The sequence below is a fragment of the Spongiivirga sp. MCCC 1A20706 genome, from assembly GCF_046524175.1.
Lineage (GTDB): Bacteria > Bacteroidota > Bacteroidia > Flavobacteriales > Flavobacteriaceae > Spongiivirga.
The window spans coordinates 67,113-93,603 of the sequence record NZ_JBEFZF010000001.1 but is presented as its reverse complement, the minus strand read 5'-3'; the positions used below and the strand labels follow the sequence as shown (position 1 = coordinate 93,603).

Annotated in this window: 23 protein-coding genes; 14 read left to right on the top strand and 9 right to left on the bottom strand. The window is 38.7% G+C overall.

The features are described from left to right. Positions 1-3: 3 nt before the first annotated feature. The 3 genes from ABN763_RS00405 to ABN763_RS00395 all read right to left on the bottom strand — a co-directional run bounded on the left by ABN763_RS00405 (position 4) and on the right by ABN763_RS00395 (position 5,491). On the bottom strand, positions 4-1,224 hold the full coding sequence (locus ABN763_RS00405) for a TolC family protein (RefSeq protein ID WP_410483425.1): 1,221 nt from the start codon (positions 1,222-1,224) through the stop codon (positions 4-6). Further along, positions 1,221-4,970 carry an efflux RND transporter permease subunit gene (locus ABN763_RS00400; protein ID WP_410483424.1) on the bottom strand — a complete coding sequence of 1,250 codons (3,750 nt, stop codon included), beginning with the start codon at positions 4,968-4,970 and terminating at the stop codon, positions 1,221-1,223. The genes ABN763_RS00405 and ABN763_RS00400 overlap by 4 nt, the downstream gene beginning before the upstream one ends. A 104-nt stretch (positions 4,971-5,074) precedes the next feature. Continuing rightward, positions 5,075-5,491, bottom strand: a complete 417-nt coding sequence (locus ABN763_RS00395) for an HYC_CC_PP family protein (protein WP_410483423.1) — start codon at positions 5,489-5,491, stop codon at positions 5,075-5,077. Between the two features lie 459 nt (positions 5,492-5,950). On the opposite strand from ABN763_RS00395, the gene ABN763_RS00390 reads away from it, so the two are divergent. The 7 genes from ABN763_RS00390 (at position 5,951) to ABN763_RS00360 (ending at position 11,765) form a co-directional block, all read left to right on the top strand. Next, the gene (locus tag ABN763_RS00390) at positions 5,951-6,433 is read left to right on the top strand and encodes a single-stranded DNA-binding protein (RefSeq protein WP_410483422.1); all 483 of its coding nucleotides are present in this window, start codon (positions 5,951-5,953) and stop codon (positions 6,431-6,433) included. Positions 6,434-6,517: 84 nt separating this feature from the next. Beyond that, positions 6,518-6,967: a JAB domain-containing protein gene (locus ABN763_RS00385; protein ID WP_350286864.1), complete on the top strand. Its 450-nt coding sequence runs from the start codon at positions 6,518-6,520 to the stop codon at positions 6,965-6,967. A gap of 10 nt (positions 6,968-6,977) precedes the next feature. After that, positions 6,978-7,175, top strand: a complete 198-nt coding sequence (locus ABN763_RS00380; protein ID WP_410483421.1) for a hypothetical protein — start codon at positions 6,978-6,980, stop codon at positions 7,173-7,175. 366 nt (positions 7,176-7,541) lie between these two features. After that, on the top strand, positions 7,542-8,105 hold the full coding sequence (locus ABN763_RS00375) for a BfmA/BtgA family mobilization protein (RefSeq protein ID WP_410483420.1): 564 nt from the start codon (positions 7,542-7,544) through the stop codon (positions 8,103-8,105). Further along, positions 8,105-9,184 carry a MobB family relaxase gene (gene mobB / locus ABN763_RS00370; RefSeq protein ID WP_410483419.1) on the top strand — a complete coding sequence of 360 codons (1,080 nt, stop codon included), beginning with the start codon at positions 8,105-8,107 and terminating at the stop codon, positions 9,182-9,184. The genes ABN763_RS00375 and mobB overlap by 1 nt, the downstream gene beginning before the upstream one ends. A gap of 16 nt (positions 9,185-9,200) precedes the next feature. Beyond that, the gene (locus ABN763_RS00365) at positions 9,201-10,784 is read left to right on the top strand and encodes a type IV secretory system conjugative DNA transfer family protein (protein ID WP_410484163.1); all 1,584 of its coding nucleotides are present in this window, start codon (positions 9,201-9,203) and stop codon (positions 10,782-10,784) included. A gap of 150 nt (positions 10,785-10,934) precedes the next feature. After that, the gene (locus ABN763_RS00360) at positions 10,935-11,765 is read left to right on the top strand and encodes an RteC domain-containing protein (protein WP_410483418.1); all 831 of its coding nucleotides are present in this window, start codon (positions 10,935-10,937) and stop codon (positions 11,763-11,765) included. A gap of 411 nt (positions 11,766-12,176) precedes the next feature. Here ABN763_RS00360 and ABN763_RS00355 read toward each other — a convergent pair whose 3' ends face one another. From ABN763_RS00355 to dapF, 4 genes are all read right to left on the bottom strand, one after another. After that, on the bottom strand, positions 12,177-12,824 hold the full coding sequence (locus ABN763_RS00355) for a hypothetical protein (protein ID WP_410483417.1): 648 nt from the start codon (positions 12,822-12,824) through the stop codon (positions 12,177-12,179). Positions 12,825-13,149: 325 nt separating this feature from the next. Continuing rightward, entirely contained in the window at positions 13,150-14,190 is a 1,041-nt protein-coding gene (gene mltG / locus ABN763_RS00350) for an endolytic transglycosylase MltG (RefSeq protein ID WP_410483416.1), read from the bottom strand. Positions 14,191-14,200: 10 nt separating this feature from the next. Continuing rightward, positions 14,201-14,722 carry a GNAT family N-acetyltransferase gene (locus ABN763_RS00345; RefSeq protein WP_410483415.1) on the bottom strand — a complete coding sequence of 174 codons (522 nt, stop codon included), beginning with the start codon at positions 14,720-14,722 and terminating at the stop codon, positions 14,201-14,203. Next, entirely contained in the window at positions 14,710-15,495 is a 786-nt protein-coding gene (gene dapF, locus ABN763_RS00340; RefSeq protein ID WP_410483414.1) for a diaminopimelate epimerase, read from the bottom strand. Before dapF ends, ABN763_RS00345 begins: the two co-directional genes overlap by 13 nt. A 150-nt stretch (positions 15,496-15,645) precedes the next feature. Between dapF and ABN763_RS00335 the strand changes: the two genes are divergently transcribed. The 4 genes from ABN763_RS00335 (at position 15,646) to ABN763_RS00320 (ending at position 19,927) form a co-directional block, all read left to right on the top strand. Further along, positions 15,646-17,076 carry a trypsin-like peptidase domain-containing protein gene (locus ABN763_RS00335; protein ID WP_410483413.1) on the top strand — a complete coding sequence of 477 codons (1,431 nt, stop codon included), beginning with the start codon at positions 15,646-15,648 and terminating at the stop codon, positions 17,074-17,076. 138 nt (positions 17,077-17,214) lie between these two features. Then, positions 17,215-18,666, top strand: coding sequence for a glyceraldehyde-3-phosphate dehydrogenase (locus ABN763_RS00330; RefSeq protein WP_410483412.1), 1,452 nt, complete (start codon positions 17,215-17,217; stop codon positions 18,664-18,666). Positions 18,667-18,869: 203 nt separating this feature from the next. Beyond that, entirely contained in the window at positions 18,870-19,475 is a 606-nt protein-coding gene (locus tag ABN763_RS00325; protein ID WP_410483411.1) for a tRNA (guanine-N1)-methyltransferase, read from the top strand. Positions 19,476-19,480: 5 nt separating this feature from the next. Further along, positions 19,481-19,927: a GNAT family N-acetyltransferase gene (locus tag ABN763_RS00320; protein ID WP_410483410.1), complete on the top strand. Its 447-nt coding sequence runs from the start codon at positions 19,481-19,483 to the stop codon at positions 19,925-19,927. A gap of 72 nt (positions 19,928-19,999) precedes the next feature. Here the strand turns inward: ABN763_RS00320 and ABN763_RS00315 are convergent, their stop codons facing one another. Continuing rightward, the gene (locus ABN763_RS00315) at positions 20,000-23,431 is read right to left on the bottom strand and encodes an amidohydrolase family protein (protein ID WP_410483409.1); all 3,432 of its coding nucleotides are present in this window, start codon (positions 23,429-23,431) and stop codon (positions 20,000-20,002) included. A gap of 158 nt (positions 23,432-23,589) precedes the next feature. Between ABN763_RS00315 and trmD the strand changes: the two genes are divergently transcribed. Then, complete coding sequence (trmD, locus tag ABN763_RS00310; protein ID WP_410483408.1) at positions 23,590-24,264, top strand: tRNA (guanosine(37)-N1)-methyltransferase TrmD; 675 nt, start codon at positions 23,590-23,592, stop codon at positions 24,262-24,264. A gap of 43 nt (positions 24,265-24,307) precedes the next feature. On the opposite strand, the gene ABN763_RS00305 is transcribed toward trmD, so the two are convergent. After that, complete coding sequence (locus tag ABN763_RS00305) at positions 24,308-24,820, bottom strand: hypothetical protein (protein WP_410483407.1); 513 nt, start codon at positions 24,818-24,820, stop codon at positions 24,308-24,310. A 211-nt stretch (positions 24,821-25,031) separates the two neighbouring features. Between ABN763_RS00305 and ABN763_RS00300 the strand changes: the two genes are divergently transcribed. Next, positions 25,032-25,349: a hypothetical protein gene (locus ABN763_RS00300; protein WP_410483406.1), complete on the top strand. Its 318-nt coding sequence runs from the start codon at positions 25,032-25,034 to the stop codon at positions 25,347-25,349. A 118-nt stretch (positions 25,350-25,467) separates the two neighbouring features. Continuing rightward, the gene (gene rplS / locus ABN763_RS00295; RefSeq protein ID WP_410483405.1) at positions 25,468-25,815 is read left to right on the top strand and encodes a 50S ribosomal protein L19; all 348 of its coding nucleotides are present in this window, start codon (positions 25,468-25,470) and stop codon (positions 25,813-25,815) included. The last annotated feature ends 676 nt before the right edge of the window (positions 25,816-26,491 follow it).

The window sequence follows — 26,491 nt, the reverse complement described above, 5'->3', positions numbered from 1 at the left end:
AAATTATTGATATGTTAAGTAATTAATGATGGTATGCTGTATGTAATACTGTTGTATGGCTCTGATACGGTTCATCTCGAACTTTAACCCCAATTCCTGAATGTCGAGTACATCGTTAAAATCAATGGTCCCCGTTTCATAGTTCTTCAATAGGATTTGCTCGGCATTCTTGGATTGCTCCAAATTTTTGATTTGTGTATCGTGCTGTATTCGAGCAGCGGTTTTGTTTTTTAGGGCTGCATCCAAAAGGGATTCCAATACATTTTCCCGTTCTTGCTTTTCGGCCAATAGTTGCTCTTGTCGCAACTTGTTTTGTTTGCTCTGCGACTTGTATTTCTTGTTTAAAATAGGGATGGAAAACGATACGGAAGGAATCAAAATATCCTTGCCATTATCATTGAAATTGGTGATGGGGCCTTCCGCAACGGCGATATAGTCCAGACCAAACCCTAAACTGGGGCTGCTTTCTTTTTGGTTCACCAGTTCTGATTGTTCCACAGCGGCAAAAAGCTTGTCATACTTCACCAATTCAGGGTGCAACTTTAAGTTGTCCAGATTATCGTTTTCTCCTTCCAAAAGAAGTTCCAACCCATCCACCACGGCAACCGCTATGGATTTTTCCCGATTTAAAAGTTTATTGAAATGGGTCTGTTCTGCCAGAAACTGTTGTTCCAGTACGCTCTTGGAAGCGGTCAGCTCATTCTGCCGAATCTGCAATTTCAACACATCCACCGCTGATGCCTTTCCTGTTTCCACAGAATTCAAGGCTAGGGTTTCATAGGTTTTTAAAAGGGCTATCTGCTCATCAAAAACAACTTGTTGTGCCTTGAGCGCATAGAGTTTGTAGTAGGATTGCGATACATCGGCCACCAGTTTACGTCTGGTAATCGCAATGTCCTCATACTGTGCATCGGCCACAGAACTCGCATAATTTTTACGTGCCGTAATGACCCCGAACCAAGGAATGCGCTGCTTTGCCGAGACCTTAAACCGTTGTGGTCCTGTACGGGTCTCTGGGCTGCTCACAGGAACGCCTACACCAAAATCGGTATTGGGCAATGAGGATGCCTGATTTACTTTTTCGGAAGCAATCTGATATTGTAGTTCAAAGCGTTGAATCTTGGGATTGTTCCTTTCAGCCTCTTCCAAATAGGTTTGCAGCTCCTGTGCATTCAATGGAATGGATACAACAAAAAGAACACTTATGTATAGTAGCTTTTTCATTTGCTTTCTCGTTTTAATTGGACTTCTTTTCGCCAACTGTATAAGACAGGGACTACGAAAAGGGTGATGAGCGCAATGAGCATTCCCCCAAAACTGGGTATCGCCATTGGTATCATAATATCACTTCCCCGTCCCGTAGAGGTCAAAATGGGAAGTAATGCCAGTATGGTCGTGGCCGTGGTCATCAAACAGGGGCGTATTCTTTTTTGCCCAGCTTCTATGACAGCGGCACGTACCGTTTTAAGGTCTTTGGGTCGGTTGCGCTCAAAAGTTTGGGTGAGATAGGTAGCCATCACTACACCATCATCGGTGGCAATACCGAACAGGGCAATAAAACCGACCCATACCGCCACGCTCAAATTGATAGGGTGCATCTGGAACAGTTGGCGCAGGTTCTCCCCAAAGAGGCTGAAATTGAAAAACCAATCCTGTCCATAAAGCCATATCATCAAGAAACCTCCTGCAAAGGCAACGGCAATTCCCGTAAACACCATCAAGGAGGTGGCTACGGAACGGAATTGGAAATAGAGAATCAAAAAGATAATGGCCAGTGCCAAGGGCACGACCACCGACAAGGTTTTTTCAGCCCGTAGCTGGTTTTCATAGGTGCCTGCAAATTCATAGTTAAGGCCTTTGGGTACTATCAAATTGCCATTGTCAATTTGCGCTTGAATAGCAGCTTGAGCACTTTCCACTACATTGACTTCGGCGTAACCGTCCAATTTGTCAAAGAGAACAAAACCTACCAGAAAGGTGTCTTCGCTTCGAATATTCTGTGGTCCTTGTTCGTATCGTATGGTCACCAGTTCACTTAGTGGTACAGGGCTTCCTTTGGAAACGGGAACATAGATGTTCTTTAAATCCTCGGGATGGTCGCGCAGTTCCCTTGGGTATCGCACCCGCACGGCATAGCGTTCACGGCCTTCCACAGTTTGGGTCAAGGGTACGCCTCCAACAGCTACCGAAAGTACCTGTTGCACATTCTCAATGGTAATTCCGTAACGTGCCAATCGCTCTCGGTCAATATCAATGAGCAAATAGGGCTTACCCACAATCCGTTCGGCAAAAACGGCCTGTTCTTTAACCCCTTCAACGGTTTTAAGGATGTTTTCCAATTCCAATCCAAAAGCTTCGATTTGCTTTAAATCCTGCCCTTTGACCTTGATGCCCATTGGTGCGCGCATTCCCGTTTGCAACATTACCAATCGGGTTTCTATGGGCTGTAACTTGGGAGCAGAGGTTACCCCAGGTAGTTTGGTCACCCGTACAATTTCGTTCCAAATATCATTTGAGGAGCGTATCTCAGGTCGCCAGTTACGGTAATATTCCCCGTCATCATCGGCAATCAATTGAGTGCGATTGATACGATAGGGGTCGGAAACGAGATTGGTATAGTTTGCTTCATTTTGGTATTCTGAATTTGGATTGGCAACCAGTTTTCCATTTTTTAGTTCAAACAAGCCATCTTCATTGACCCGATAGCGTTGTGGGCTGCCTTCCTCATTGCGTTCGTATTCGGGTCGGTACTGGATGTTGTTCTCATACATTGAGAGTGGGGCGGGGTCCAATGCCGATTCCACACGACCTGATTTTCCCACTACGGTCTTGATTTCGGGGATACTTGCCACCGCCATATCCAACTGCTGTAACACCCGTTTGTTTTCGGCAACACCAGAATGTGGTAATGATGTTGGCATCAACAAGAAAGAGCCTTCATCCAAGGATGGCATAAACTCTTTGCCCGTAGAACGCATAATCAACACCCCAAAAACAACGATTGCCGTGGGTAAGGCCAAAAAGGCGAGCTTGTTTTGCAATGCCCATTCCAAGATTCGAGTATAGTACTTTCTAAAGACCCAAAAAGTGCCCAACAACCCAAAACAGATAAGGGCCACAAAAATGAAGTTGATGACAATACTTCTATCAAAACCAAGAGGTCTCCAATAGACCGCTAGAAGGCTTACGATAGCCACTATGGAAACGCCGATATTCCCCAGATTGAATTGCTTTCGCGAAAGTATATCCCGCATAAATAAAATGGAAAGTGTTCCAAAAGCAATCAATAACAGTCCCAGGCCATAACCAAAAATCAATGCCGTGATTCCCAAGGCAATCAAGAGTGCATTAATACCGTATCGGAATACGGTTTTAATCGTGTTCTTCTTGAAAATATAGGCAGCAAAGGGAGGTATCAGGAACAGGGCTACGACAATGGAAGCAGTCAATGCCATTGTTTTGGTGAACGCCAATGGTCGAAACAGTTTTCCTTCGGCACCTATCATTGTGAAGACAGGGATAAAGCTGATAATGGTTGTCAATACTGCGGTAAGAATTGCCCCCGAGACTTCCGCTGTGGCATTGTACACCACCGTATTAATACCCAGTTGGTGTGGGGGTTCCAATTGCTTGTTATCATCCAGATGCCTGATGATGTTTTCGGAAAGTATGACCCCTACATCCACCATTGTGCCGATGGCAATGGCAATACCAGATAATGCTACGATATTGGCGTCCACGCCAAAGGCTTTCATAGCTATAAACACCATCAGTACGGCTACGGGCAACAGGCCTGATATTAAGATGGATGCTCTCAGATTGAATACCATTACGATGATGACCAGAATGGTAATGAGGATTTCCAATGTCAATGCCTCATTGAGCGTACCCAAAGTTTCCTGTATCAATTCGGTACGGTCATAGAACGGTACTATGGTAAGCTGTGAGGTACGCCCATCAGCCAACACCTTTGAAGGCAAGCCAGCCGATAGTTCGGCAATCTGTTCTTTGACGTTGGTGATTACTTCCAAGGGATTTGCCCCATAGCGTGCCACTACCACACCACCAACTACTTCTGCCCCTTCTTTATCCAATATACCACGTCGGGTCGCTGGGCCTAAATTGACATTGGCGACATCCTTAATCCGTATCGATGTGAAGTTCTCTGCATCCACCACCGTATTTTCTATGTCCGCAATGGATTTTACATAGCCCAGACCCCGTACCAAATATTCGGCTTGATTGATTTCAAGGGTCTGTGCGCCAATGTCCTTATTGGATTGTTTGACGGCCTTTACGATATGGTGCAGTCCAATGTTGTATTGCCGCATCAGTTCAGGGTCAATATCGATTTGATATTCCTGAACATAACCGCCAATGGAAGCTACCTCAGATACGCCACTGGCCGAAGAAAGCCCGTATTTTACGTAGTAGTCCTGTATGCTACGTAATTCCTGTAAATCCCAACCACCCGTAACATTACCATCGTCGTCACGCCCCTCAAGGGTATACCAAAAGATTTGCCCCAAAGCGGTGGCATCAGGCCCCAAAGACGGATTGACGCCATTGGGGAGCAATCCCGATGGTAGGGAGTTCAGTTTTTCAAGAATACGGCTACGGGACCAGTAGAACTCTACATCTTCTTCAAAAATGACAAAGATGGTGGAGAAGCCGAACATCGAAGAACTACGGATAGTACGCACCCCAGGAATTCCCAACAGGGATGTCGTCAACGGATAGGTGATTTGGTCCTCAATATCCTGTGGGCTGCGCCCTGCCCATTGGGTATAGATAATCTGTTGGTTCTCGCCAATATCAGGTATGGCATCTACGGCCACAGGGTCATTGGGCAAGAAGCCCGTGTCCCATTTAAAGGGAGCATTGACCACTCCCCAACCTACAAAAAGGGCCAGTAGCAGCACGGCTACCAACTTGTTCTCTATTAAAAATTTAATGGCTTTGTTAAGCATATCATCTGAATATTTGGATAATTACAGGCGTTTTGCAAAAGCGGTACAAAACACGTTTAGCCCTATACGGTTGACCGCAGGGCGAATTTGTAGTTATCCAAAAATCAGATTAAGAATGTCTCGTAGAGGACTTGGTAGTCTTTATCCAGTAGTGGAGGTGGACGTTCTGGAAAAGGAGTTTCAGCGGCTTCTGTACTTTCGAATAAGTTATAATACGAATGCACAAAACTTACCAAAAATACCTGCTGCTCAAAACTAAGGTTGACAACGGTATTTTTTAAATCGTCTTCACCTTCAACAACGATTTGCTTGTCGGTACAACACGATTTCTCTTCCATTTTATCACCGCATTCCTTGGTAGGTTTCATTTGCTCCATACCACAGGTTTTGGCTTCATTGAAGAATGCAACATCAACCAAATTATCCCCACAATAGTGCATTTCTACGGTAAAAGACATCGTAGAGAACAACACAAGGATTGCTAAAACGAGAGCTGATATTTTATGAAAAAACTCCTTCATTTAATAAGCAAAAGTATCGAATTTTAACATAAAACGCTAAAATATAACATTTATTTAGTGCTTCCGCACACGCTTCCATTGCGGTCCGTATTCTTCCAATTTTCTTTAAACGCATTCCCTCTCGGTCGCCACTGTTCTCTTTTTTGTCGGCAAAATAACAACATTCAGGCTTTGCAAGGCGGCATAAAGCCGTTTCGCTCCACTTCACTTTTTATACGCCCCACAAAGCCTGAATATTGAATCCACAACAGCATCAAAAAAGGTAACAGCGACGGCACTATGGGAAGTAAATCATTTAAAATAAAACCAATGAAATCATACAGAAACAATAAAACGGAAGCGGCACGGAAGTTAAAAAATCAAAAAAGGGAAAACGCTCTGGATATAATAAGTAAATCAGTTTTAAAGGCCTTGTGAATAAGGCAAAATCGAAATTCTAATATTTTAAATTTTTAAGTTATGAGTACATTAAGAAACAAAGTTCAGTTAATCGGAAACATTGGCAACGAGCCAAAAATCACGAACCTTGAAAGCGGTAATAAGGTTGCCCGTTTTTCAATGGCAACAAACGAGTATTACAGAAACGCACAAGGGGAAAAAGTACAGTCCACCCAATGGCATTATGTGGTTGCTTGGGATAAGAAAGCGGACATTATCGAACAGTATACCTACAAGGGCAAAGAGATAGCCGTTGAAGGTAAATTGATTTCAAGAAGCTATACCAATGAAATGGGTGTGAAATGCTATGTGACCGAAATTGTGGCCAGTGAAATTTTATTATTGGGTTCCAAAAATGAAAGTGTTCCCGTCAATGAAATTGAAGTAACGGAAACAGCCGTTGACAATCCAAATGGAGGTAGCAAAGAAGCTGCCACAGGAAATAAAAATCCACAGCGCAGAAGAACATCAAGCCGTAAAAATAAAACGGAGAAAGCAGCTTAAATGCGATAGTTTTTAAAAAAGTAAAGAGGGCGCACCCGCAAAAGTAACGCCCTCTTTTTCATTATTAACGTAATATAGATAACAATGAGAGAGCAAGTTAACGAAATAAAGATTAGTTACAAAGACAGGATAAAATCCGATAAATGGATAAAGATAAAAGGGTCGCAAAGCGCAGCGACATTTATATATGACTATTGGGATAAAGATACCATTGCAGCCCACGAAAGTTTTAAGGTACTATTGCTAAATAATGGCAACAAGGTCAAGGGCGTATTTGAACTTTCAAAAGGGGGCATTACAGGTACGCCCGTGGACTTACGATTACTACTGGCGGTGATTTTAAAAAGCCTTGCGGTAGGGATTATTTTGACCCATAACCACCCGAGCGGGACACTTGTCCCAAGCGCATCTGATAAGAGCCTTACAAAGAAGATAAAAGCTGCCACAGCCTTTTTTGACATCGTGGTTTTAGACCATATTATCATAACGCCCAATGCGGAGTATTTCAGTTTTGCTGATGAAGGATTGCTTTAAAATTTGGGTTATGATTTATTTAAACTTCACAAATTTAGATAGCGATACACAAGAGTATTTGCTTTCGGTATCAAAGTCCGATATTGAAAACAAATACGGTTCGGAGTTAAAGCGATTTGCTAAAAGAAATAACATCAGTTACCAATCGCTTTTAGAACAGGAAGCACAACGTAATCTATATTCCTATGATTACGTATTCAATATTTAAACCATATAGATGGACAATTTGAAAGGGCAGTTTTACGACTGTCCTTTTTTCTTTGATGCATATTCAACAAAAAGAAACATCCCCTAAGAATACGCTAAAATCCCTTGTTCAACTTTCTTAAAACCAATCCTTTTCGCATCAAACCAAGAGCCAGCGAATACCTTGGTATTTGTATTGTTTTTCGTCCGTGTGCGGGCGAAAAGGAATAGCAAGAGGGTAGCGCGCTAAAGCGACGCTATGAGTTTGATTTGCTACGCAAAGGCCCATAAACACAAGTGTTGATGAAGATTTCTTCAATATTGGAAGATTGAAGGATTGTGACAAATCAAATGGAAAGCCCCATAAACAGGAAAAAATATTGTGACAATGGACGGATTCAAATCGATACGCTTTAAGGAAAGCACCGTGAAAAGGTTTAGGGCATTCTCCAAGAAAATGGCGAAATCCTATTCAGAGTGTTTGGAATCCATTATGGATTTTTTTGAGTGGCACGGGCTGAATCCATCACAGAAGTTCGCCAAAAGTATCATTCAGGAAATACTTAAAAACCGAGCGCGTACCGATACCTCCATCAAACGGAATGAGGCCACCATTGCCATAATAAGGGACATCGAAATCAACCAGACCAAGCCCAATAATGCAATGCTGCTTTCCCTTTTTGGTGAGAATATAAAGGACAAAAAGCCTGTAAGAAAAGAAAGGAAACGAGTGGAAAAAGAAAAGGATTTGGTTGCTGAGATTGAAATCACAGTGCCCAAAATCCGATACGAAAGACTGTCCGAAAAGATGCAAAATCTAACCAGGGACTATGGACATATTTTGGGCAATGTGGAGTTGGTAAAAGGCAGTTTTGGGAAAGAATATTTAAGGCTGAACATCTCCAAATCAGAGCTGGAAAAGTTCAAGAGAACATTAAAAAGCAATACGTAATGCACATCAATATCACACCTCAAAAGATTGGAGAAAACTTCGAGACCTATAACAGTAGTGTAACCGATTATGTGAACTATTTGGAAAAGGAAAACGAAGGAAAACATCCAGAGTTACAGGAACATTTTTTTGACCAGAACAACAATCAAATCAGTCCCGAAACCGTCATTTCCGAGATTGATGGGAACACCAAAAAATTGAAAAAACGAGACCCAAAGTTTTATTCCATAGTGGTGAGTCCAAGTGCCAAGGAACTCAAACACATCAATAACGACCCTGCGTTGCTTCGCAAGTATACCAGGGAATTGATGAAGGACTATGCAGCTTCTTTTTATCGGGACAGAATAGTTACCGTTGATGACATAAAGTACTATGCAAAAATAGAACACGAACGGACGTATAGGGGCTTCGAAAAAAAGGTGAAAGCCAATGAACCTTATCGAAAAAGAATTGCAAAACTTAAGAACGACCTTGCCAAAATTAATAGGGGAGAACTAAAGGGAAGTGCCAGAAAAACACAGCGTGAAATTGATAGACTGATTGCGGAGGCTCCCTATAAAGTTGAGGGTAAAATCTTGACCGAAGGAATGAAAAAAGAAGGAATGCAGACGCATATCCATATCATCGTAAGTCGAAAAGATGTTACCAATAGCTATAGCCTTTCCCCAGATACACAGCATAAGGAAAACACCACGATTTTAAATGGAAAGGAGGTCAAACAGGGTTTTAATAAGACAAAATTTTTTGATGCAGCAGAGAAAAGATTTGACCAAACTTTTCAGTTTGACAGGAACTTTATTGATAGGTACAGCAGCAAAAATCTGTTTAGAAAAGACCCTGTAAAGTTTTTTGCGATTGTTGCTCAATTGCCAACCAACGAGCGGGAATTGGCGATAAAGACTCTGCATAAGATTGGAATACCGACAAGCAAAAAATCTGCTTTCTATACAATGTTGCACAAGGCTGGGCTGAACGTCCCGAGCATTCCCACCAATAAAGTGCAACTCGCCATCAAAGCATTCAACAAACTCAAAAAAGGATTGGATAGGGCCATTCAATCAGGCTCGATAGGTGTGTAACATAAGAACAAGTATTATGGAAAATGTAGGTCTCTTTATTACGATTTTGGTTTCAGCTTTGGTGCTGGAATTTCTTCTTATCCGATTCCTTAGAAAAGGATTCTATATCGTAGTGGTGCTTTTGGTAATGGTTGGGGTATTAGTCAAAACCAATATTCCCTTCCATCCATTTTTAAAACTCATTTTATATGGAGGATTGCCACTTTTGTTCGCAGCCATTCTATTGTTTGTTTTTGTGGCCAAGGAAGAAACGAAAAGCAATACCAATAAAAAGTACAGGGTCATCTTAGATACAAAAGGGTATCGTTTGAAGTTGGATAACATCCGTCGAGGTATATCCATAATTGGTTCGGCAGGCAGTGGAAAAACGGAAAGTGTGGTGTACAATCTGTTTGACCATTTGAGCAGGTTTGGGTTTTGTGGGATAATGCACGACTACAAGAATTTTGAAATCACTGAAATGGCCTATCCCATCTTTACACAAACGGATAGACAGTTTTATATCATTTCTTTTGACCCGATATATAACAAGGTGAACCCTATATCACCGCATTATATTCCCGATGAAGAAAGTGTCCACGAAATCTCACGTGTCCTTCTGGAAAACCTGTTGGAGCTAAAAGAATCGGGAAGTACGGGAACATCAAAATTTTTCAATGATGCCGTGGAAGGATTGATTGGGGGTATGATTTGGCGATTGAAGGAGAACTATCCCGATTATTGCACCATACCCCATATGATTGCCCTGTACCAGCATCTGACCACAGAAGAACTGGTGGATTTTCTAAGTGCCAATGTGACGGCTAAAGCAATGGCGGATGCCTTTATCTCTGGGGTGGATTCCGACCGACAGACGGCAGGCGTGCGTAGCACATTGGCCAATGCCTTTAAGAAGATAAGTACACAAAAGATATTTATGGTATTGTCAGCAGATGAAGTGCCATTAGGGGTGAATCATACCGATAACCCCTCTATAATTTCAGTGGTCAACAATCCTAAAAAGGAAACTTCTTTGTCACCCGTGATTGCCACCATCATACATTCGATTACGAAGCAAATGAGCGAACGTAATCGACTTTCTTCCTTTCTGTTGATGGAAGAGGCAGCGACGCTAAGACTATTGAATATGCACCGAATCCCAGCCACCTTAAGGAGCTATGATATAATGACCATTTATGTGCTTCAGGATAAGATACAGAATGATATGATGTATGGCGATAAGGCGAGCAAAGCCATTTTGAGCAATCTTTCCTATCAATTTTTCGGTAAGGCAAACGACCCTGATACCGCTAAATATTACGAACGTTTCTTTGAGATTGTCAAAAAAGAGACCAGAAGTATCAGTAAAGGCCATTCCCTAAATTTTGATACCAGAATTACGCAAGGTGAAAAGGAGGTCGCCAAAAGACGTGCCGATGCTTTTTATGGCTTACAGCAAGGAGAGTTCGTCGTATTCTTTGATGGAAAGGATAAAAAAGTACAGTTTAAAATGCCCGTCATTGAAAGAAAACTTCCAGAACCCATCGAAATCACCGAACAGGAATTAAAGGCAAACTTTGATAAAATCCATCGGGAAGCACAGTCCATATTTGATTCCTAAACGGCGTAGGTACTTGTAACATTGGTATAAAGGCACAATTCTTGATGTAAATTCTTAAAAAAAGAATTCAATGAATTGGTTATAAGATGCATAGAAGTAAACAACCTCCCTACATAAATAAGCCATTCAATTTATACAAAATGGGGATGTATGGAAAAGAAAATACTAGCTCAAGAATTATTGAATGAACTGGAAAGCATTCATTCAACGACATTGGACATTATCAAACAAGCCGACCTATCCATCGTGCTATGTAGAAACCTATTGTCCAAATTCAAAAAAATGGTGCTTGCCAACGGTTGTAAAGACCCGAGTTTGGAGATAGAGTTTTTTAAAGAGACCAAGCAAGTCCCCTTATCCAATTTAATTTACTTCTCCGATTTAAGGTCGTTTGAAGCGCAGTTCCCCAAGGGAAATAAGACCGTTCAAAAGCAGGCTGTTGTCAAGAAGATAAACAAGCTCAATAGGTTCTTTACGGTCAATATGGACTTTAACCAGTACATAGAGCAGGGGAGAATGTATCTGGACGACCGCTATTTTACTAGGGCGTATTTCAATAAGTTCAATGTCACGACTTCAAAATACTACTATCGTGACCCTGATTTTAGTACCTCCCACGATTTACTTCTGGGCAAGCTGTTGGCAAACAAAAGATTGATTAAGTACTTGGAAGAACGATTGAAGAACCTGAATAGGCGCAATGGTACAAAAGTCAAAAACGTTTTGAAGGGGTTTCAATGGACTTCCTCCAAAGCGGCATTGGTCGAACTTATCTATGCACTTAATCATACAAGGTCCATCAACAATGGAAACATTGAGTTGAAAGAAATCGTTACCCGATTTCAAGAAATCTTTGATTTTGATTTGAAGGATTTCTATAAGACCTACTCCGAAATAAAAGCGAGAAAAAAGAGCCGCACCAAGTTTTTGGATGAGCTATCTGCTAGTTTATTGTTCCGAATGGATAAGGAGGATATTTGATTACTTGCCACATTTTCAGGGTATTAAAAACCTCTGAAATCCCGCTAATTTATTAGGGTTTAAGTTGTTTTGCATTTTTGGTTTGTATATCTTTGCCTAGAATTTAATACAAGTTAAATCAAAGAAATCGGGAACAATTCGGGAACAAGATTTTTAGAAATCCCATAAGGTTCGGTTTTTGAAGGAATTAGGTGGAAAGGTTGTCATCCTGCCACCCCGACCAACAAAAGTCGAACACTGTGTGTTCGGCTTTTTTGTTTTCACGCAGTTACATTGGAACCTTAAGCCATCAGCCCTTACTGTAGCTTACTCGAACTAATGCTTTCTAGGATTTTCTGTTTAAATTAATCCAAAAAAAATACGGTAACTATCGAGTTACCGTATTACCAATTAAGTTTTTAAAGATCACTATTAAGCTTTAGCCTTTTTGTTAGCCGGAATCGCTGATAAATCATATCCGGAGAACTTTTTCATATAATCTTTAATAGTAGTACCATACGCATCAGCAAACTGAAACTTACCTCCGCTACGTAAGTACTTTTTCACATGTCCAGGACCCGCTAGATGTGCGGCAGCCAAAATACCTGATTCTGTGATTTTAATTCCATTAAAACGTTTACCTACAAATCGATTAATATCTCTTCGTAGCACCCATTTATTACGTGACGTATAGGCCAAAAAAGCCTTTTCTTGCAATGCTGGGTTTTTTAAAAAACTATTCGGGTTATAAACTCCAATTAAATGAAGGGTACTAGTACCAAACTGGTATTTTCCCATATAACCATAAGTATTAATACTAAAATAATTTCCTTGAGACTCTTTAAAAGCTAGTGCCTCTTTAAAACCATTAAACTCTTTCCTTAAAAAAGGAATGGGTCTTTCAGTTTGGAAAATAATCTCGCTAGCCGTTGGGACTCCTGCCTCCAATTCACCTGTTACCAAGTTGTCCGGATGCATAATTTTGCGCACCTCAACATCTTTGTTGGTATGGGTAAATCCCAAGCTAACAATAATCATTAAACAAAGAACGATAGTTTTCCTACCAATCAATTTACTCATAAATATATATTTCTTTAGGTGTGCCATTTGCCACTAAGAATCAATTATGTTTTTTAATTCTTAATGGCGGCTAGATGTGGGGCGCATCTACCTAAAATTACAGCCTACAAACATACAGCTATCTAATGATAGCTTGGTTAAAGCTTTCCTAAAGAAATGGGGTCTTTTTGTCCAATTTAATGAACGTACACTATGTATTTGGTGGGGAGTAAAGCTTTGCGAAATTAGTCGTAACTATAACATAATTTTAGCATTGACTAACAAATTTGTTAACACTTCATTGTGAATTACTTAGCTTTTATTAGGTTTTTCCTTTTAATGAATCCTAGCGTAATATTTTATTTCGCGTGGCCCATCTTCGATATTTATTGGCATTGGCAACGTGTTGTGCATGTGTTTCTGCAAACATATGATACCCAAACCTTTCGATATCTGCAACAAAGAAAAGATAATTGTGATTTTCTGCATTTAAAACCGCATCAACGGCAGAAATATCGGGCATACTGATTGGTCCAGGCGGTATACCGATGTTTTTATACGTATTATAGGGAGAATCAATTTCAAGATCCTTATTTAAGACTCGCTTTATGACACGATCCCAATTATTTTCCTCTTTTTTAAGTGCATGAATAATGGTTGGATCAGCCTGCAAAGGGATATTTCGCCTTAAACGATTTAAGTAAACACCAGCTATACGAGGGCGTTCTTCACGTTTAACAGATTCTTTATCTACAATGGCTGCAAGAGCTGTTATTTGCTTAGGTGTATACCCTAATGAGGCTGCTTTTTTCAAACGTGAATCATTCCAGAAACGCTTATATTCTTTCAACATACGGTCACGAAACCCTTCAGGGCTTAAATTCCAATATACTTCATAGCTATTAGGAATATACATTGACAATGCATTATCCAGGTTAAAGTCATTATCTTTAAGAAAGATAGGATCCTTAAAGGCACTTAAAAAGGCTGTACTGTCTTTTTCCAATTGAGCAGCAATACGACCAGCCAGTAATTCTAGTCGGTCTTGATTGTTAAATGAAATCTTAACGGGCATATTACCGCTTCGAAGGGTATTAATGATCTCATTGTTGTTCATCCCTTTCACTATCGCATATTTACCTCCTTTAATTGAATATCCCTTTTTATTGGCGGTAATTTTAAAATCTTCAATATTTTTCAAAAGCGGTGATAGTTGTTCAACAACATCATCAAAACTGGCGTCACTTGGAATAAACAAAAAGGCCTTTTCATTATTAAAGGCAGTATTTGGATTAAAAAATACATTATAAAAATTGTACACAAATAATCCCCCGGCTACAACACCTAACAGAAGGATTAATACAGTAATTTTTTTCAGGTTGCTCATAATATTGGGGTTATGATTTTATTAATTGAAATAATAGTTCATTTTTAAAAACTCCACCTACAAAATTCCAGTCTTTCTTCAAACCTGACTTTATAAAACCACATGATTCAAAAAGCCGAATACTATTAGTATTATCTTCGGCAATATTACAATACAATTGATGCACTCCTAAATAGGTAAATGTGTAATCAATTAAAAGTTGCACTGCCTCTTTGCCGAAACCTTTATTTCTATTTTCATTTTCTGCGATAATCACTCCAACTCCAACCCTTCTATTTTTGGGGTCAAAATCGAAAAGATCGATCAAGCCAATAGCCCTTTCGTTGTGATCAATCACCAACCGAAGCTGCTTTACCTCATAAATATCTTTGTGGCAATTTTTTAAGTACTCCTTTAAAATATACGATGAATATGGAGTTTGCGTATGACTTACTTCCCATATGCTTTCATCATTCTCAATAATTTCGAGAAATTCAAGATCTTCAGGCTCAAGTGCCCTAAGGTTAATATGCTTCCCTTTTAAAGTTTCCAATTGACTTCACCTTTAAATACTTGTACTGCCGGTCCTTTTAAAAAGACTTTTTTGTAGATGTCACCATCACGTTCAAAAGATACTTGTAATGGTCCTCCTTCTGATTCTAAGGTAATACTTTCAGCACTGGTATTACCCTGATAATTCATAGCAATAGCAACCGCAGTAACACCCGTACCACAAGATAAGGTTTCATCTTCCACCCCTCGTTCATAAGTCCGTACTCTAAAGTGCGAATCATCTAATTTGTTTACAAAATTCACATTAATACCAGCTTTTCCATAAAGCTCTCCATACCGGATATTAGCTCCTTTGTTTTTAATATCAAGGTCGTCAAGATCACTCTCCATTTGCACATGATGTGGTGAACCAGTATCCAGAAAAAGGTGATTAGCGTATCGCTGTATATCACTAACATCTTGCATTTGCAACTCTACATAATCATCATTTATGGTGGCGTAATGAAGTCCATCTATAGCATTAAAACAGCATTTGCTTTCAATAACACCCAAAAATTTAGCAAAGGCTACGATACATCTTCCGCCATTTCCACACATAGTACTCTGGTTTCCATCGGCATTATAATACACCATTCTGAAATCTGACGATTCGTCATTTTCTAGAAAAATAAGACCATCTGCACCTACACCAAATTTTCGATCGCATAAATGTGCGACGGTCTCGGTATCGCTTTGGGGCAATTGATAGTGTCGATTATCAATTAAGATGAAATCGTTACCAGTACCCTGATATTTGTAAAAAGTAATGTTCATTATAAAATTTAGAAGTGCAAATGTACAAATTATTGCTGCGGACCAATGCTTGTTAAAGTGTGGTTAAAGTTGAGAACCAAATACAATATTCAAGTAATTTTAAATGTTAAATTCGACTACATACTAGATTGTAAAACCTAAAAAAAGAAAATGAAGAAATTATCGACATTGATTTTGGCATCAATTATTGGAGGGGCTTTTACCTTAGGCTTTTATAAAATTGCCTTAGAGAAAGAAAAACCGCAAGAAGCGCAAACTATAAGCCAGACGGAGTCTACCTTTATACCCACAACCTATTCAACAAATAACACCCGGATAAAGTCAGCCGCGATCGATGGTATTGATTTTACCAATGCTGCAGAAAAAACTGTAAATAGTGTTGTTCATGTAAAAAATAGAGCTACAGGCTCGGCTTCCAATCCTATTTACGATTTCTTTTACGGTAGAAGTTCAAAGTCTAGAGTAAGAGAAGGATCTGGTTCAGGAGTGATTATTTCTCCAGATGGTCATATTATTACCAACAATCACGTTATCGAAGGCGCTGATGAATTAGAAGTTACGCTGAATAACAACAAATCGTATCCGGCAATTTTAGTAGGTTCCGATCCTAAAACTGATATAGCGGTTTTAAAAATAGAAGCCGATAGTGACTTGAATTTCATTGCATTTGGAGATTCGGATAATGTACGTGTAGGAGAATGGGTGCTTGCAGTTGGTAATCCTTTTAATTTGACATCGACGGTTACAGCAGGCATTATAAGTGCTAAAGCACGTGATTTAAACGAATTTGACCAGCAAAATCAATCATTTTTACAAACTGATGCAGCGGTTAACCCCGGAAACAGCGGTGGTGCTTTAGTGAATACAAATGGTGATCTTATTGGAATTAATACGGCAATTACATCACAAACCGGATCGTTTGTAGGATATTCGTTTGCAGTACCCTCCAATATTGCCAAGAAAGTAGTAGATGATTTACTAGAATTTGGGAATGTACAGAAAGGTGTGCTTGGTATTACAACGATTAATAGAAACTCACCAGAAGCAGTTGAGAAAGGTATCGATGAATTAGAAGGCGTTTATGTTGCTGGTGTTGAAGTAAACTCCGGCGCTGATAAAGGAGGCATCAAAACAGGAGACGTTATTAAAAAGATTGACCGCGTTCGCATTAGAAAGTTCGCTGATTTAACTGGGTATCTGAATTCTAAAAGACCTAATGAAACCTTAAATGTTGTCATCGATCGGGATGGAAGACGTGTTGAATTACCCGTAACCCTTTCAAAATTTGATATTTTTGAAGTGGACTTTCTAGGAATGAAGCTTCGCAATATATCAGCGGATAACAAAGAGAAATATAATATTGAAAATGGAGTTATTGTAAACGACCTTGATAAAGGTTCAGTTATTAATAGATCTACAGATGTTAGCACCGGATATATTCTTACAGAAATTAACGGAACAAAGATCAACTCGATTAGAGATATAGAAAAATTAAAAAAGAAAAATATTCAAGATAAACTAGAAAAGATTACATTTTTGAATCGGCAGTTAGAAGCTGAACGATATATATTCAGAGATTAATTAAGGAAAAGAGTTTAAGTCAAAATCCCTCGATAAACGGTTGTTTATCGAGGGATTTTAATTTTAATCATTTTTAAGCCCGAAAACGTTTGAAATTTATACTTTTGCGCAAAATTTAAACACAACAATCTTTTCACAATGGGTAGTGCAAATGACACTTACGAAAAAGAACTAGCGTTTCAAGCGGACCGCCGCCGGGCTACGGTAGAGTTTATTAAAATAGTAAGCGATCTTTGGTATGATAAATCAATTGAACTCGTACTATTTAGAAACCAACTAATCGACAAAAATGTAAGCGAAATTATCAATTTACATGAATATGCCGGCGAGTTCGTTCAAAAGCCAATTTCAATTTTTGATTCCGTCGAAATAGCGCAAGCTATTCATCAAATTAAGTTGCCTCCGGCAAAGCTAGACATTGGCAAACTTACTTATGAATATCATCTGGAAGATGATAAGCATGACAATGTAAAGTCTTTTGTGCTCAACAAGCTTAAAAATGCCAATAGAGATGAAGACATCAAGCCAAAAGATGTGGTTCTATATGGTTTTGGCAGAATTGGTCGCTTGGTAGCACGTGAGCTAATGGCAAAAACCGGAAAAGGGAGTCAAATGAGACTTCGTGCAATTGTAACAAGAGGAGCCATTACTGAAGATGTGTTGGAAAAAAGAGCCTCCTTACTTCGCGGAGATTCTATTCACGGAGAATTTTCTGGCACCGTAATTACCGATTTCGAGAAAAAAGCATTAATCATTAATGGGACCACTGTAAACATTATCTCAGCGAACAATCCGGAAGATATTGACTATACCAAACTAGGTATTCAAAATGCTTTGGTTATTGATAATACGGGTGCTTTTAGAGATAAGGAAGCGCTTAGTCGTCATTTAAAAGCAAAAGGAATTGATAAAGTACTATTAACAGCTCCTGGCAAAGGCGTACCAAATATTGTACATGGTGTAAACCACACGAACTACGACCCTGATCAAGTTGATATTTTTTCCGCTGCTTCTTGCACCACAAATGCTATTACCCCTATTTTAAAAGCGGTAGAAGACTCATTAGGCGTAGTAAGTGGTCATTTAGAAACCATACATGCATATACCAACGATCAAAACCTGGTAGACAATATGCATAAAAAATACCGCCGAGGTCGTGCCGCGGCTTTGAATATGGTCATTACCGAGACAGGAGCAGGTCAAGCTGTAGCAAAAGCGTTACCATCTTTAGAAGGAAAGTTAACATCAAATGCTATTCGCGTACCCGTACCAAACGGATCATTAGCAATTTTGAAATTAGAATTGGGTAACAGCACATCCAAGGATGCTTTAAATACCATTATGAAAAAATATGCGCTAGAAGGTGATCTTGTTGAACAAATAAAATATTCTTTAGACAACGAGTTGGTATCATCAGATATAGTGGGCTCTTCACAACCTGCCATTTATGACAGTAATGCAACCATTGTAACAGAAAATGGTAAAAATGCAGTACTATATATTTGGTATGACAATGAGTATGGGTATAGTCACCAAGTGATTCGACTAGCTAAATATATTAGTAAAGTAAGGCGATTTACATATTACTAGTAAATTTGAATTTTAAATACAATCCGCAGCACTGATTTTTAATGTGTTGCGGATTTTTTGTTTTATAAATCAAATAAGAAAGCTGTTATAAACATCCATATTATGCTATTAGTACGTATTTTTACAATAAGTTAATGTGGCACTCGTTATAATAAAAAATTTAACATTAACCTTTACAATTTATTTTAGATTTATCCGTTAGCATGAAATTTTTCAAACTCATACTCCTATTTTTAGTTATTTCATTTAGTACCGGACTTCAAGCCCAAACCACTCCTGTTGAAGGGTCGTTAGATGGTGGCACGATAGAAAGTCAGTTAACATGGCTTCTAAAAAAATCTCCTAATTATCAGGAATATGAGATGATCAAGAGGTTTATGGCCAATAAAATGAAAGCTAACGTACTGGACACCCTTAAGGTGATGCGTGCTTCCATAAATGAAGGTAAAAACACCATAACTGCGCAACAAAATCAGATTAACAATTTAAAAACAGAGCTTGCTAACACCAACCAAACGTTAGAACAAACCAACAAAGAAAAAGACAGCATATCATTCTTAGGTATTTTAATGAGTAAATCCGGGTATAATGCTCTTTTATGGGGAATTATCGCAGTACTCATTGGTTTATTAGTATGGTTTGTATATAAGTATAGAAACAGTAACCTAATTACACAACAAGCGCGTGCTAAACTTAGTGAGGTTGAAGAAGAGTTTGAGGCACATCGCAGCCGTGCCTTAGAACGTGAGCAAAAGGTTCGTCGCCAACTACAGGACGAGATCAACAAGCAGAAAGCCGGAAAAAGCTAGAAGCTATGCAAATTGTATTTGCAAATAACGATCACATCGATTTGGTTTCTCCCCTATTCGATGCCTATCGCGTTTTCTATAAACAAAAAAGCGATTTAGAAGGTTCAAGAAAATTCATACAAGATCGAATAAAAAACAATGAATCTACCGTTCTATTAGCACTGGATGACGATCATAATCCGCTAGGATTTACACAGCTTTTTCCTATTTTTTCATCAGTAACTGCTCAACCCATGTATGTGCTAAACGATTTGTTTGTAAATCCAGAAACACGGAGTAAAGGTGTAGGGACAGCTTTGTTAAACGCTGCTAAAGAATTCTGCAAGAAAAAGGGTTATAAAGGGTTAGTACTTCAAACAGAAACGCATAACCCTGCACAAGAATTATACAAACATTTAGGTTGGGAAGCCGATCCTGACCTTCACTTTTTCTGGAAAAACCCTGACATTTAATTTTTAAAATGAAAAAACCTACAAGGACCCAAGGGTCTTGCAGGTTTAAACAAACATTTTCTATATTTAAAACTATTTCTTCATCCCCGGAATGCCGCTTGGTCTTTTCATTTGCCAATGGAATATTGGCGCCTTTTTAGCCACCGGAGCTACCTCATCAAGCGTATTGGCGTCATAAACCACACCATCTTTTACCACATGAGTAATGGTATTAGTATTTCTTAAGTTTTCTAACGGATTCTTCTCCATAATAACAATATCAGCTAATTTACCTGCTTCTAGACTACCTAGATCATTATCTAACCCGATAGCCCTTGCCCCGTGAATAGTGCCCACTTTTAATGCATCGTGATTTTTCATTCCGCCACTTGCTACTGACCACAACTCCCAATGAAAACCGAGACCTTGTAACTGTCCGTGACTTCCAACACCTCCAGTACCTCCTGCTTCCACAAAATCTTTCATAAACTCGGCATGCTTTTTAAACACATGCTCTTCATCCATAAACCATCCTGGTCTTCTTCTAGATTTTTGAGCTAACTCTTCATAAGGTGTAAAATATTGCAGTTTTTTATCGTGATACGGATTCTCTCTTGAGTAATAATAATTCTCAGCCCAAGGCCCACCATACGAAACCAACAAGGTGGGTGTAACTGCCATGTCCGATTCAGCTGCGGTTTGTATTACATCTTTATAAATAGGATATATCGGCAACGAATGTTCGTGTCCAGGATAACCATCGATCATATTCACCATGTTGCGCTTAAAGTCAAGACCACCTTCCGTAGTTGGCATTAAACTAAGTTCCTTACAAGCCATAATCACCCATTGACGCTGCTGACGATTACCAACCAAATACATTTTAATAGTTTTTGTATTGTAGTATTCGCTATACTGCTTTAAAACATCTTTAGCATGTTCTAAACTTTTAATGTTATATCCCCAGAAACCTAGTCCGGGTCCGGTACTATAAACTCGAGGTCCGTGCATCATACCAGCTTCAACCATATCGGCATAGGTTAAAACGTCAGTAGTAGCTGTCTGCGGGTCACGAGTCGTCGTTACACCATAAGCAAGATTAGCAGAATATATCCATATCTGGTTTTTATGAATACCCCAGTTAGGCCACATATGGGCGTGGGTGTCTACAAATCCAGGTGTTAAAGTTTTACCTGAAACATCAATAGTCTTTGCCCCAGATGGAATACTAAAACTACCGGATGTCCCAACATTTTTAATACGATTATTTACAATAAGGATATCCCCATTTTCAATCACCTGATCTCCTTTCATTGTTATAATACGACCGCCTTTCAGCAAGACAGTACCATTAGCCATTGCTCGTTGATACGGCACCTTTATTTTATACTCGTCCGCCTTGAATTTTGGTTTTTCTTTTTTCTTATCCTTATCCTTTTCAGCTTTTTTATCTTCTTTCTTTTCGGTGCTATCCTTTTTCTTTTCGGCTTCCTTAAGTTCTTTTTCTTTCTTTTTAGCCAGCTTCAAACTATCAACAAAGGCCTTTCCTTTATCCAAATCATAAATAAAATGACTGGCTCCTAATGACCAATGTACTTTTTTACTATTGTCGCTCCAGGTAGGGAACTCTCCTCCCATGATCGTCAGTTTTCTAGCTGGAAAAGCAGCGGCATCAGCCTTTGCTAATGAGATCGAAGGTGTTTTACCAATTTTAGGAATGATTACAGAATAAATATCATTATTAATGTGTGCCAACGCATGAGTGCCATCAGGAGAAATTCTTATTTCTGTAGGTCGCGATGCCTTATTATTTTCCATCCAACCTTCTTCATGTGTTGGTAAAGCAGCATGACCATGATCCTTACCAAATACATCTGAAGAACCAAAAGTGGTAATACCCGTAACCTTTAAATGAGATTTTTCATCGGTATCATCCCAACGGATAGAGATCAATCCATTCTGAAAATGGTTTAAATAAATACGATCGTTTACTTTTGCAAAATGTGGATTTCCTCTCCCTTTAGACCTTCCTATTACATTAATATCGCCACCATTTGAAGATACCCATGCTAATTCTTCTTGTGCTCCCGAAGCAAAGGGACCTATAGCATCATTATAAGACTGGGCACTTCCTTTTACAAAAGCAATACGGTTAGAACGATATGACCATTCGGGATTGCTATAAATTCCAGGAACTTTGGTCAGCTGTACAACTTTGGCTCTGCCGCTTATATTTACTTTGTATAGGTGACCACCACCTTGTTTCCAAGTAGTAAAAACAACATTTTTACCATCAGGGGACCATGCAGGATCAGCCTCTGTAAATTCATTTTTTGTCAACCGCCTTGGTGTTCCATTAGGAAGGTCCATTACGTACAACCTATTCAAAGCGGTAAACGCCAATTTCTTTCCGTCAGGCGAGGGTACACCACCTCTAATTTGCGTAACAAAGGCTTCTTTTTCATCACTAATCGGGTATTTAAAATAAACCTTAGCCCCCATGTCCAATTCAACATCTACCTCAAAGGGAATTTCTGTCGCCTTATTATTAGCTATTGAAATTGAATAAATTTTACCTCCATAGGATGCAATAAAGTTTTTACTATCAGGCGTAAAGGCCATTGCGGGCATCACACCCAGTGGGCCTATAGACTCTTGCTCATCCCGTTGCACGGGATATGCTAACCAACGCTCATCACCATTATTTAAATTGCGTAAAACAAGCCCTGTTTCATCCTCAAAACGACTACCATACACCATCCAATTACCATCGTTAGATAAAGTAGGTGTAAATGCAGAACCATATCGGCTGGTAATTCGTTCGGTACTACCATCCTCACGATTAAAGGTCATTATTTGGTATTGCGGAAGTTGCGCATTGTAGTTCCATGCATTTCTTCTACTTGAAAAATAAACTAAATCCCCATCATGGCTTAACGCCGGATCCGTAGTTTTTAACGGTTTCTGATCTCCTAGCAAGGAAGCGCCTGCCCCACCATCTTTGTGAATAATAAAAGGCTTAATGTTTCTTCTTCCTCGTGTGCCAACTATGTAATTGCCATCAGGAGTCCAATCTGCCGAAAAGTGATATTTATTCTTGTCTTTGGTTAATTGTGTTTGTTCTTTGGTTTTTAAATCCATTGTCCAAACATTATCCGATCCACTTTTATCAGATATAAAAACAACCGATTTCCCATCTGGACTATATCTAGGGTGCACATCATATGGCATGCCCTCCGTTATACGAGTCGCCTTTCCTCCTTCAATAGGAATCGTGTACAAATCGCCCATCATATCGAAAATAATGGTTTTACCATCTGGATGTACATCAACCGAAATCCATGTACCTTGCTTGGTGTTAAATTTTATTTTCCGTTCCGGCTCAAGAGGCAATTCTTTTGTTGCCATTTTCGTTGAGTCCGTCTTTTTTTCTTCTTCTTCTTTTTTGTCTTGCGCTGAAATACTTAGCGAGAGTAGCATCGTACAAATTAATGCAAGTCGCATTAGTGTGTTATTGGTTTTCATTGAATGGTTTTTAAGCGTTGTGAAAATAACCAATTATAAACGAAACAGGAAAAGTTGATATATGCATGATTTCATCTTATACCCTTATCCTATTTTAAAAGTAGAGGTTTTAGCACTTTTAAATTTTTACACTTGGTGTGTTTCGTATTTTTGCACACATGAGAATTGATATCATTAGCGTAGTTCCTGATTTATTAAAAAGTCCATTCGATGCGTCCATTTTAAAGCGAGCCATCGAAAAAGAATTAGTTGCTGTTCACATTCATAATTTGCGAGAGTTTTCTAGTAATAATTACAAGCAGATTGACGATTACCAATTTGGCGGTGGCGCAGGGATGGTTATGATGATAGAGCCCATAGACAAATGTATATCTAAATTAAAAGCCGAAAGAGACTATGATGAAGTCATTTATATGACTCCAGACGGCATCACGCTCAACCAAGGTATTGCTAATGAGCTTTCGCTAAAGGGGAATATTATAGTATTGTGCGGGCATTATAAAGGTGTAGACCAACGGGTTCGTGATCATTTCGTTACCCGAGAAATTTCTATTGGCGACTATGTCTTATCAGGTGGAGAGTTAGGTGCGGCGGTTTTATGCGATGCGATTATCAGGCTAATACCAGGAGTGCTAGGTAATGAAACCTCTGCATTGACGGATTCTTTTCAGGACAATTTACTTGCACCACCTATTTATACCCGTCCTGCAGATTATAAAGGGTGGAAAGTGCCAGAAATACTAACATCCGGCAATACACCAGCTATTGAACAGTGGCGTGAGGAACAGGCAATTAAACGTACCGAAGAGAAACGTCCTGATTTACTTGAATAAAACATATACGGGACGGATTTTGGCTGCCCCGTATATTCATACTTTAGAAATGTAGTGCAAATCCAATGTTTAACTGCAATGAATTTATATTGAATTCATTTATACCACCATTAAAACGCAAACCGGGTTCAATACTAATGTTGTTGTTTACAAAAAAAGCATATCCTGCTTGTACACCAAAATAAGCGTTGTTTTCAGTATCCCCAGAAAAGTCTATTTGAATAGGAATTTTTTCTTTCAAATAATATTTTAGACCCACCTTGTAGCTTAGTGAGGCATCTATTAAACTGTCATCACTATCAAAGTATCCTAGACCGAGCTTTACAGCTAAATTGTCTGCAACAAAATAACCTCCTTCAGCACCAAGACTCCAAAAACTACTCCCGCTGGTATTTGTAAATGAGAAACTTGTCTGCGCAACTTGCGGTGTTCCAAAATTTGTGTTCGCCTCAATTAGCCATCTACCTTTTTCGGTAGGTTTAAATACTTCATCTTGTGAATACAATTGGAAACTAGCAGTAACAAGAATAATTAAGAAAAATAGTTGTTTTTTCATAGTTGTATGATATTTAAAAAATTAAAGTCCCGAAAGTAATTTTTAAAGCTAAGTGAAGAATTTAAACCGTGTTCCTTTAACCAGTGTTTAACGAACATTTCATTAAATTAACATAATGCAGAGGCTGTATGACATAAATTACTTAGGTTTACCTTAACAATCGATATTCGATTTGACAACAGCCCTACTAATTCCTAAAATCAATTTATACATGATAGATGACAGTATTCCTATTACAATTTATATTGGACAAGCATTGCACTTTTTAGGCCTCATTGGGCTAGTAGTTGCAGCGAGCATTTTGCTATATAAAAAAAGATCAACGCCAACCATATTGATATTCATAGGTGCTATTTTAAGTTTTTTGGCATTCTTTGGCTCATTTGCAGCCAACTACTTGGCAGCACAGCATGGGGCGGAAACTGTTGTGAAAATGCAAGGTTACATTGGCACGGCAGGAGGTATAATTTACCTAATACTCATTAGCGGATTTATTTGGCTTGGCATTTCATTAAAAAAGAATAGGTGATTTTTTTCTTCTTTTAGGTTGGTTTAATTATAGAAATTACTAATTTTGCAGCCGATTTGCATAACCTCTGGCGAGAGTCGCGAATGTTGTGTGAACCACATTATTTAAAACCATTAAAATGGATTTAGTAAAATTTGTTCAGGACGAGTTTGTAACAAAAAAAGATTTTCCTGAGTTTTCATCTGGTGATACTATCACCGTTTATTATGAAATTAGAGAAGGTAACAAAACCCGTACTCAGTTTTTTAGAGGGGTAGTTATCCAAAGAAGAGGTAGCGGTGCAACCGAAACCTTCACTATTAGAAAAATGTCTGGTACGGTAGGAGTAGAACGTATTTTTCCTATCAACTTACCAGCACTTCAAAAAATCGAGGTCAATAAAAGAGGTAAAGTTCGTAGAGCACGTATATTCTACTTTAGAGAACTTACCGGTAAGAAAGCCCGTATTAAAGAAGTTAGAAAATAGCAACAGTTATTTTGTTGAACAAAAAGCCCTGACAATATTGTCAGGGCTTTTTAGTTTATGAACAATTGTTTATAACTTTAGTTAATATCAAGTTGATAGTTATTTTGTTAAAAAAATTGATTTTATATTGATTTAACTATATATTAGCTGAACTATTAATAACAAAATACAGAATGTATTATTAAATTATTGATAGAAATAAAGTAACGTTCTTTATTATATTAGAAATTGTTTTAGAATTTTAAAAAGTTCATCAAGTTGAACGTTTTAGAGTACTAAATACTTAACGAAATAAGGATATGCAGGTAGCCTTATCTGAGTTAGGTAAATTGTTTCAGTAGGTACTAAGTAGCAATATTTAGTAAATGAGACAGTAATGACATTTATTGTGCAAACAACAATTGTTATTATTTAACAGTTTCTAAGGTTCGTTTACAGTAGCTGTTGCAAAACAAATACTCTAAAGAACCAACTGAAATAGTGCATACTGCTTGAAGGGCAAGACGAAAGTAAATTTCAGAAACCCATGTTAACACACGAATGGTAACTAGAACAGTAACAGTCTATTTCAAAAAGCCATATCATGTATTTATTTACGTTGATATGGCTTTTGTTTTTTGTGACTTTTCTACCTAATTAATAGAACTTAGGAAACCCCTAAAAAACATTCGGATTG

Excerpts from the sequence above, each read along its gene's own strand:
- ABN763_RS00405 (WP_410483425.1), bottom strand. The coding sequence starts at position 1,224 with ATGAAAAAGCTACTATACATAAGTGTTCTTTTTGTTGTATCCATTCCA.
- ABN763_RS00400 (WP_410483424.1), bottom strand. The coding sequence starts at position 4,970 with ATGCTTAACAAAGCCATTAAATTTTTAATAGAGAACAAGTTGGTAGCC.
- ABN763_RS00395 (WP_410483423.1), bottom strand. The coding sequence starts at position 5,491 with ATGAAGGAGTTTTTTCATAAAATATCAGCTCTCGTTTTAGCAATCCTT.
- ABN763_RS00390 (WP_410483422.1), top strand. The coding sequence starts at position 5,951 with ATGAGTACATTAAGAAACAAAGTTCAGTTAATCGGAAACATTGGCAAC.
- ABN763_RS00385 (WP_350286864.1), top strand. The coding sequence starts at position 6,518 with ATGAGAGAGCAAGTTAACGAAATAAAGATTAGTTACAAAGACAGGATA.
- ABN763_RS00380 (WP_410483421.1), top strand. The coding sequence starts at position 6,978 with ATGATTTATTTAAACTTCACAAATTTAGATAGCGATACACAAGAGTAT.
- ABN763_RS00375 (WP_410483420.1), top strand. The coding sequence starts at position 7,542 with ATGGACGGATTCAAATCGATACGCTTTAAGGAAAGCACCGTGAAAAGG.
- mobB (WP_410483419.1), top strand. The coding sequence starts at position 8,105 with ATGCACATCAATATCACACCTCAAAAGATTGGAGAAAACTTCGAGACC.
- ABN763_RS00365 (WP_410484163.1), top strand. The coding sequence starts at position 9,201 with ATGGAAAATGTAGGTCTCTTTATTACGATTTTGGTTTCAGCTTTGGTG.
- ABN763_RS00360 (WP_410483418.1), top strand. The coding sequence starts at position 10,935 with ATGGAAAAGAAAATACTAGCTCAAGAATTATTGAATGAACTGGAAAGC.
- ABN763_RS00355 (WP_410483417.1), bottom strand. The coding sequence starts at position 12,824 with ATGAGTAAATTGATTGGTAGGAAAACTATCGTTCTTTGTTTAATGATT.
- mltG (WP_410483416.1), bottom strand. The coding sequence starts at position 14,190 with ATGAGCAACCTGAAAAAAATTACTGTATTAATCCTTCTGTTAGGTGTT.
- dapF (WP_410483414.1), bottom strand. The coding sequence starts at position 15,495 with ATGAACATTACTTTTTACAAATATCAGGGTACTGGTAACGATTTCATC.
- ABN763_RS00335 (WP_410483413.1), top strand. The coding sequence starts at position 15,646 with ATGAAGAAATTATCGACATTGATTTTGGCATCAATTATTGGAGGGGCT.
- ABN763_RS00330 (WP_410483412.1), top strand. The coding sequence starts at position 17,215 with ATGGGTAGTGCAAATGACACTTACGAAAAAGAACTAGCGTTTCAAGCG.
- ABN763_RS00325 (WP_410483411.1), top strand. The coding sequence starts at position 18,870 with ATGAAATTTTTCAAACTCATACTCCTATTTTTAGTTATTTCATTTAGT.
- ABN763_RS00320 (WP_410483410.1), top strand. The coding sequence starts at position 19,481 with ATGCAAATTGTATTTGCAAATAACGATCACATCGATTTGGTTTCTCCC.
- ABN763_RS00315 (WP_410483409.1), bottom strand. The coding sequence starts at position 23,431 with ATGAAAACCAATAACACACTAATGCGACTTGCATTAATTTGTACGATG.
- trmD (WP_410483408.1), top strand. The coding sequence starts at position 23,590 with ATGAGAATTGATATCATTAGCGTAGTTCCTGATTTATTAAAAAGTCCA.
- ABN763_RS00305 (WP_410483407.1), bottom strand. The coding sequence starts at position 24,820 with ATGAAAAAACAACTATTTTTCTTAATTATTCTTGTTACTGCTAGTTTC.
- ABN763_RS00300 (WP_410483406.1), top strand. The coding sequence starts at position 25,032 with ATGATAGATGACAGTATTCCTATTACAATTTATATTGGACAAGCATTG.
- rplS (WP_410483405.1), top strand. The coding sequence starts at position 25,468 with ATGGATTTAGTAAAATTTGTTCAGGACGAGTTTGTAACAAAAAAAGAT.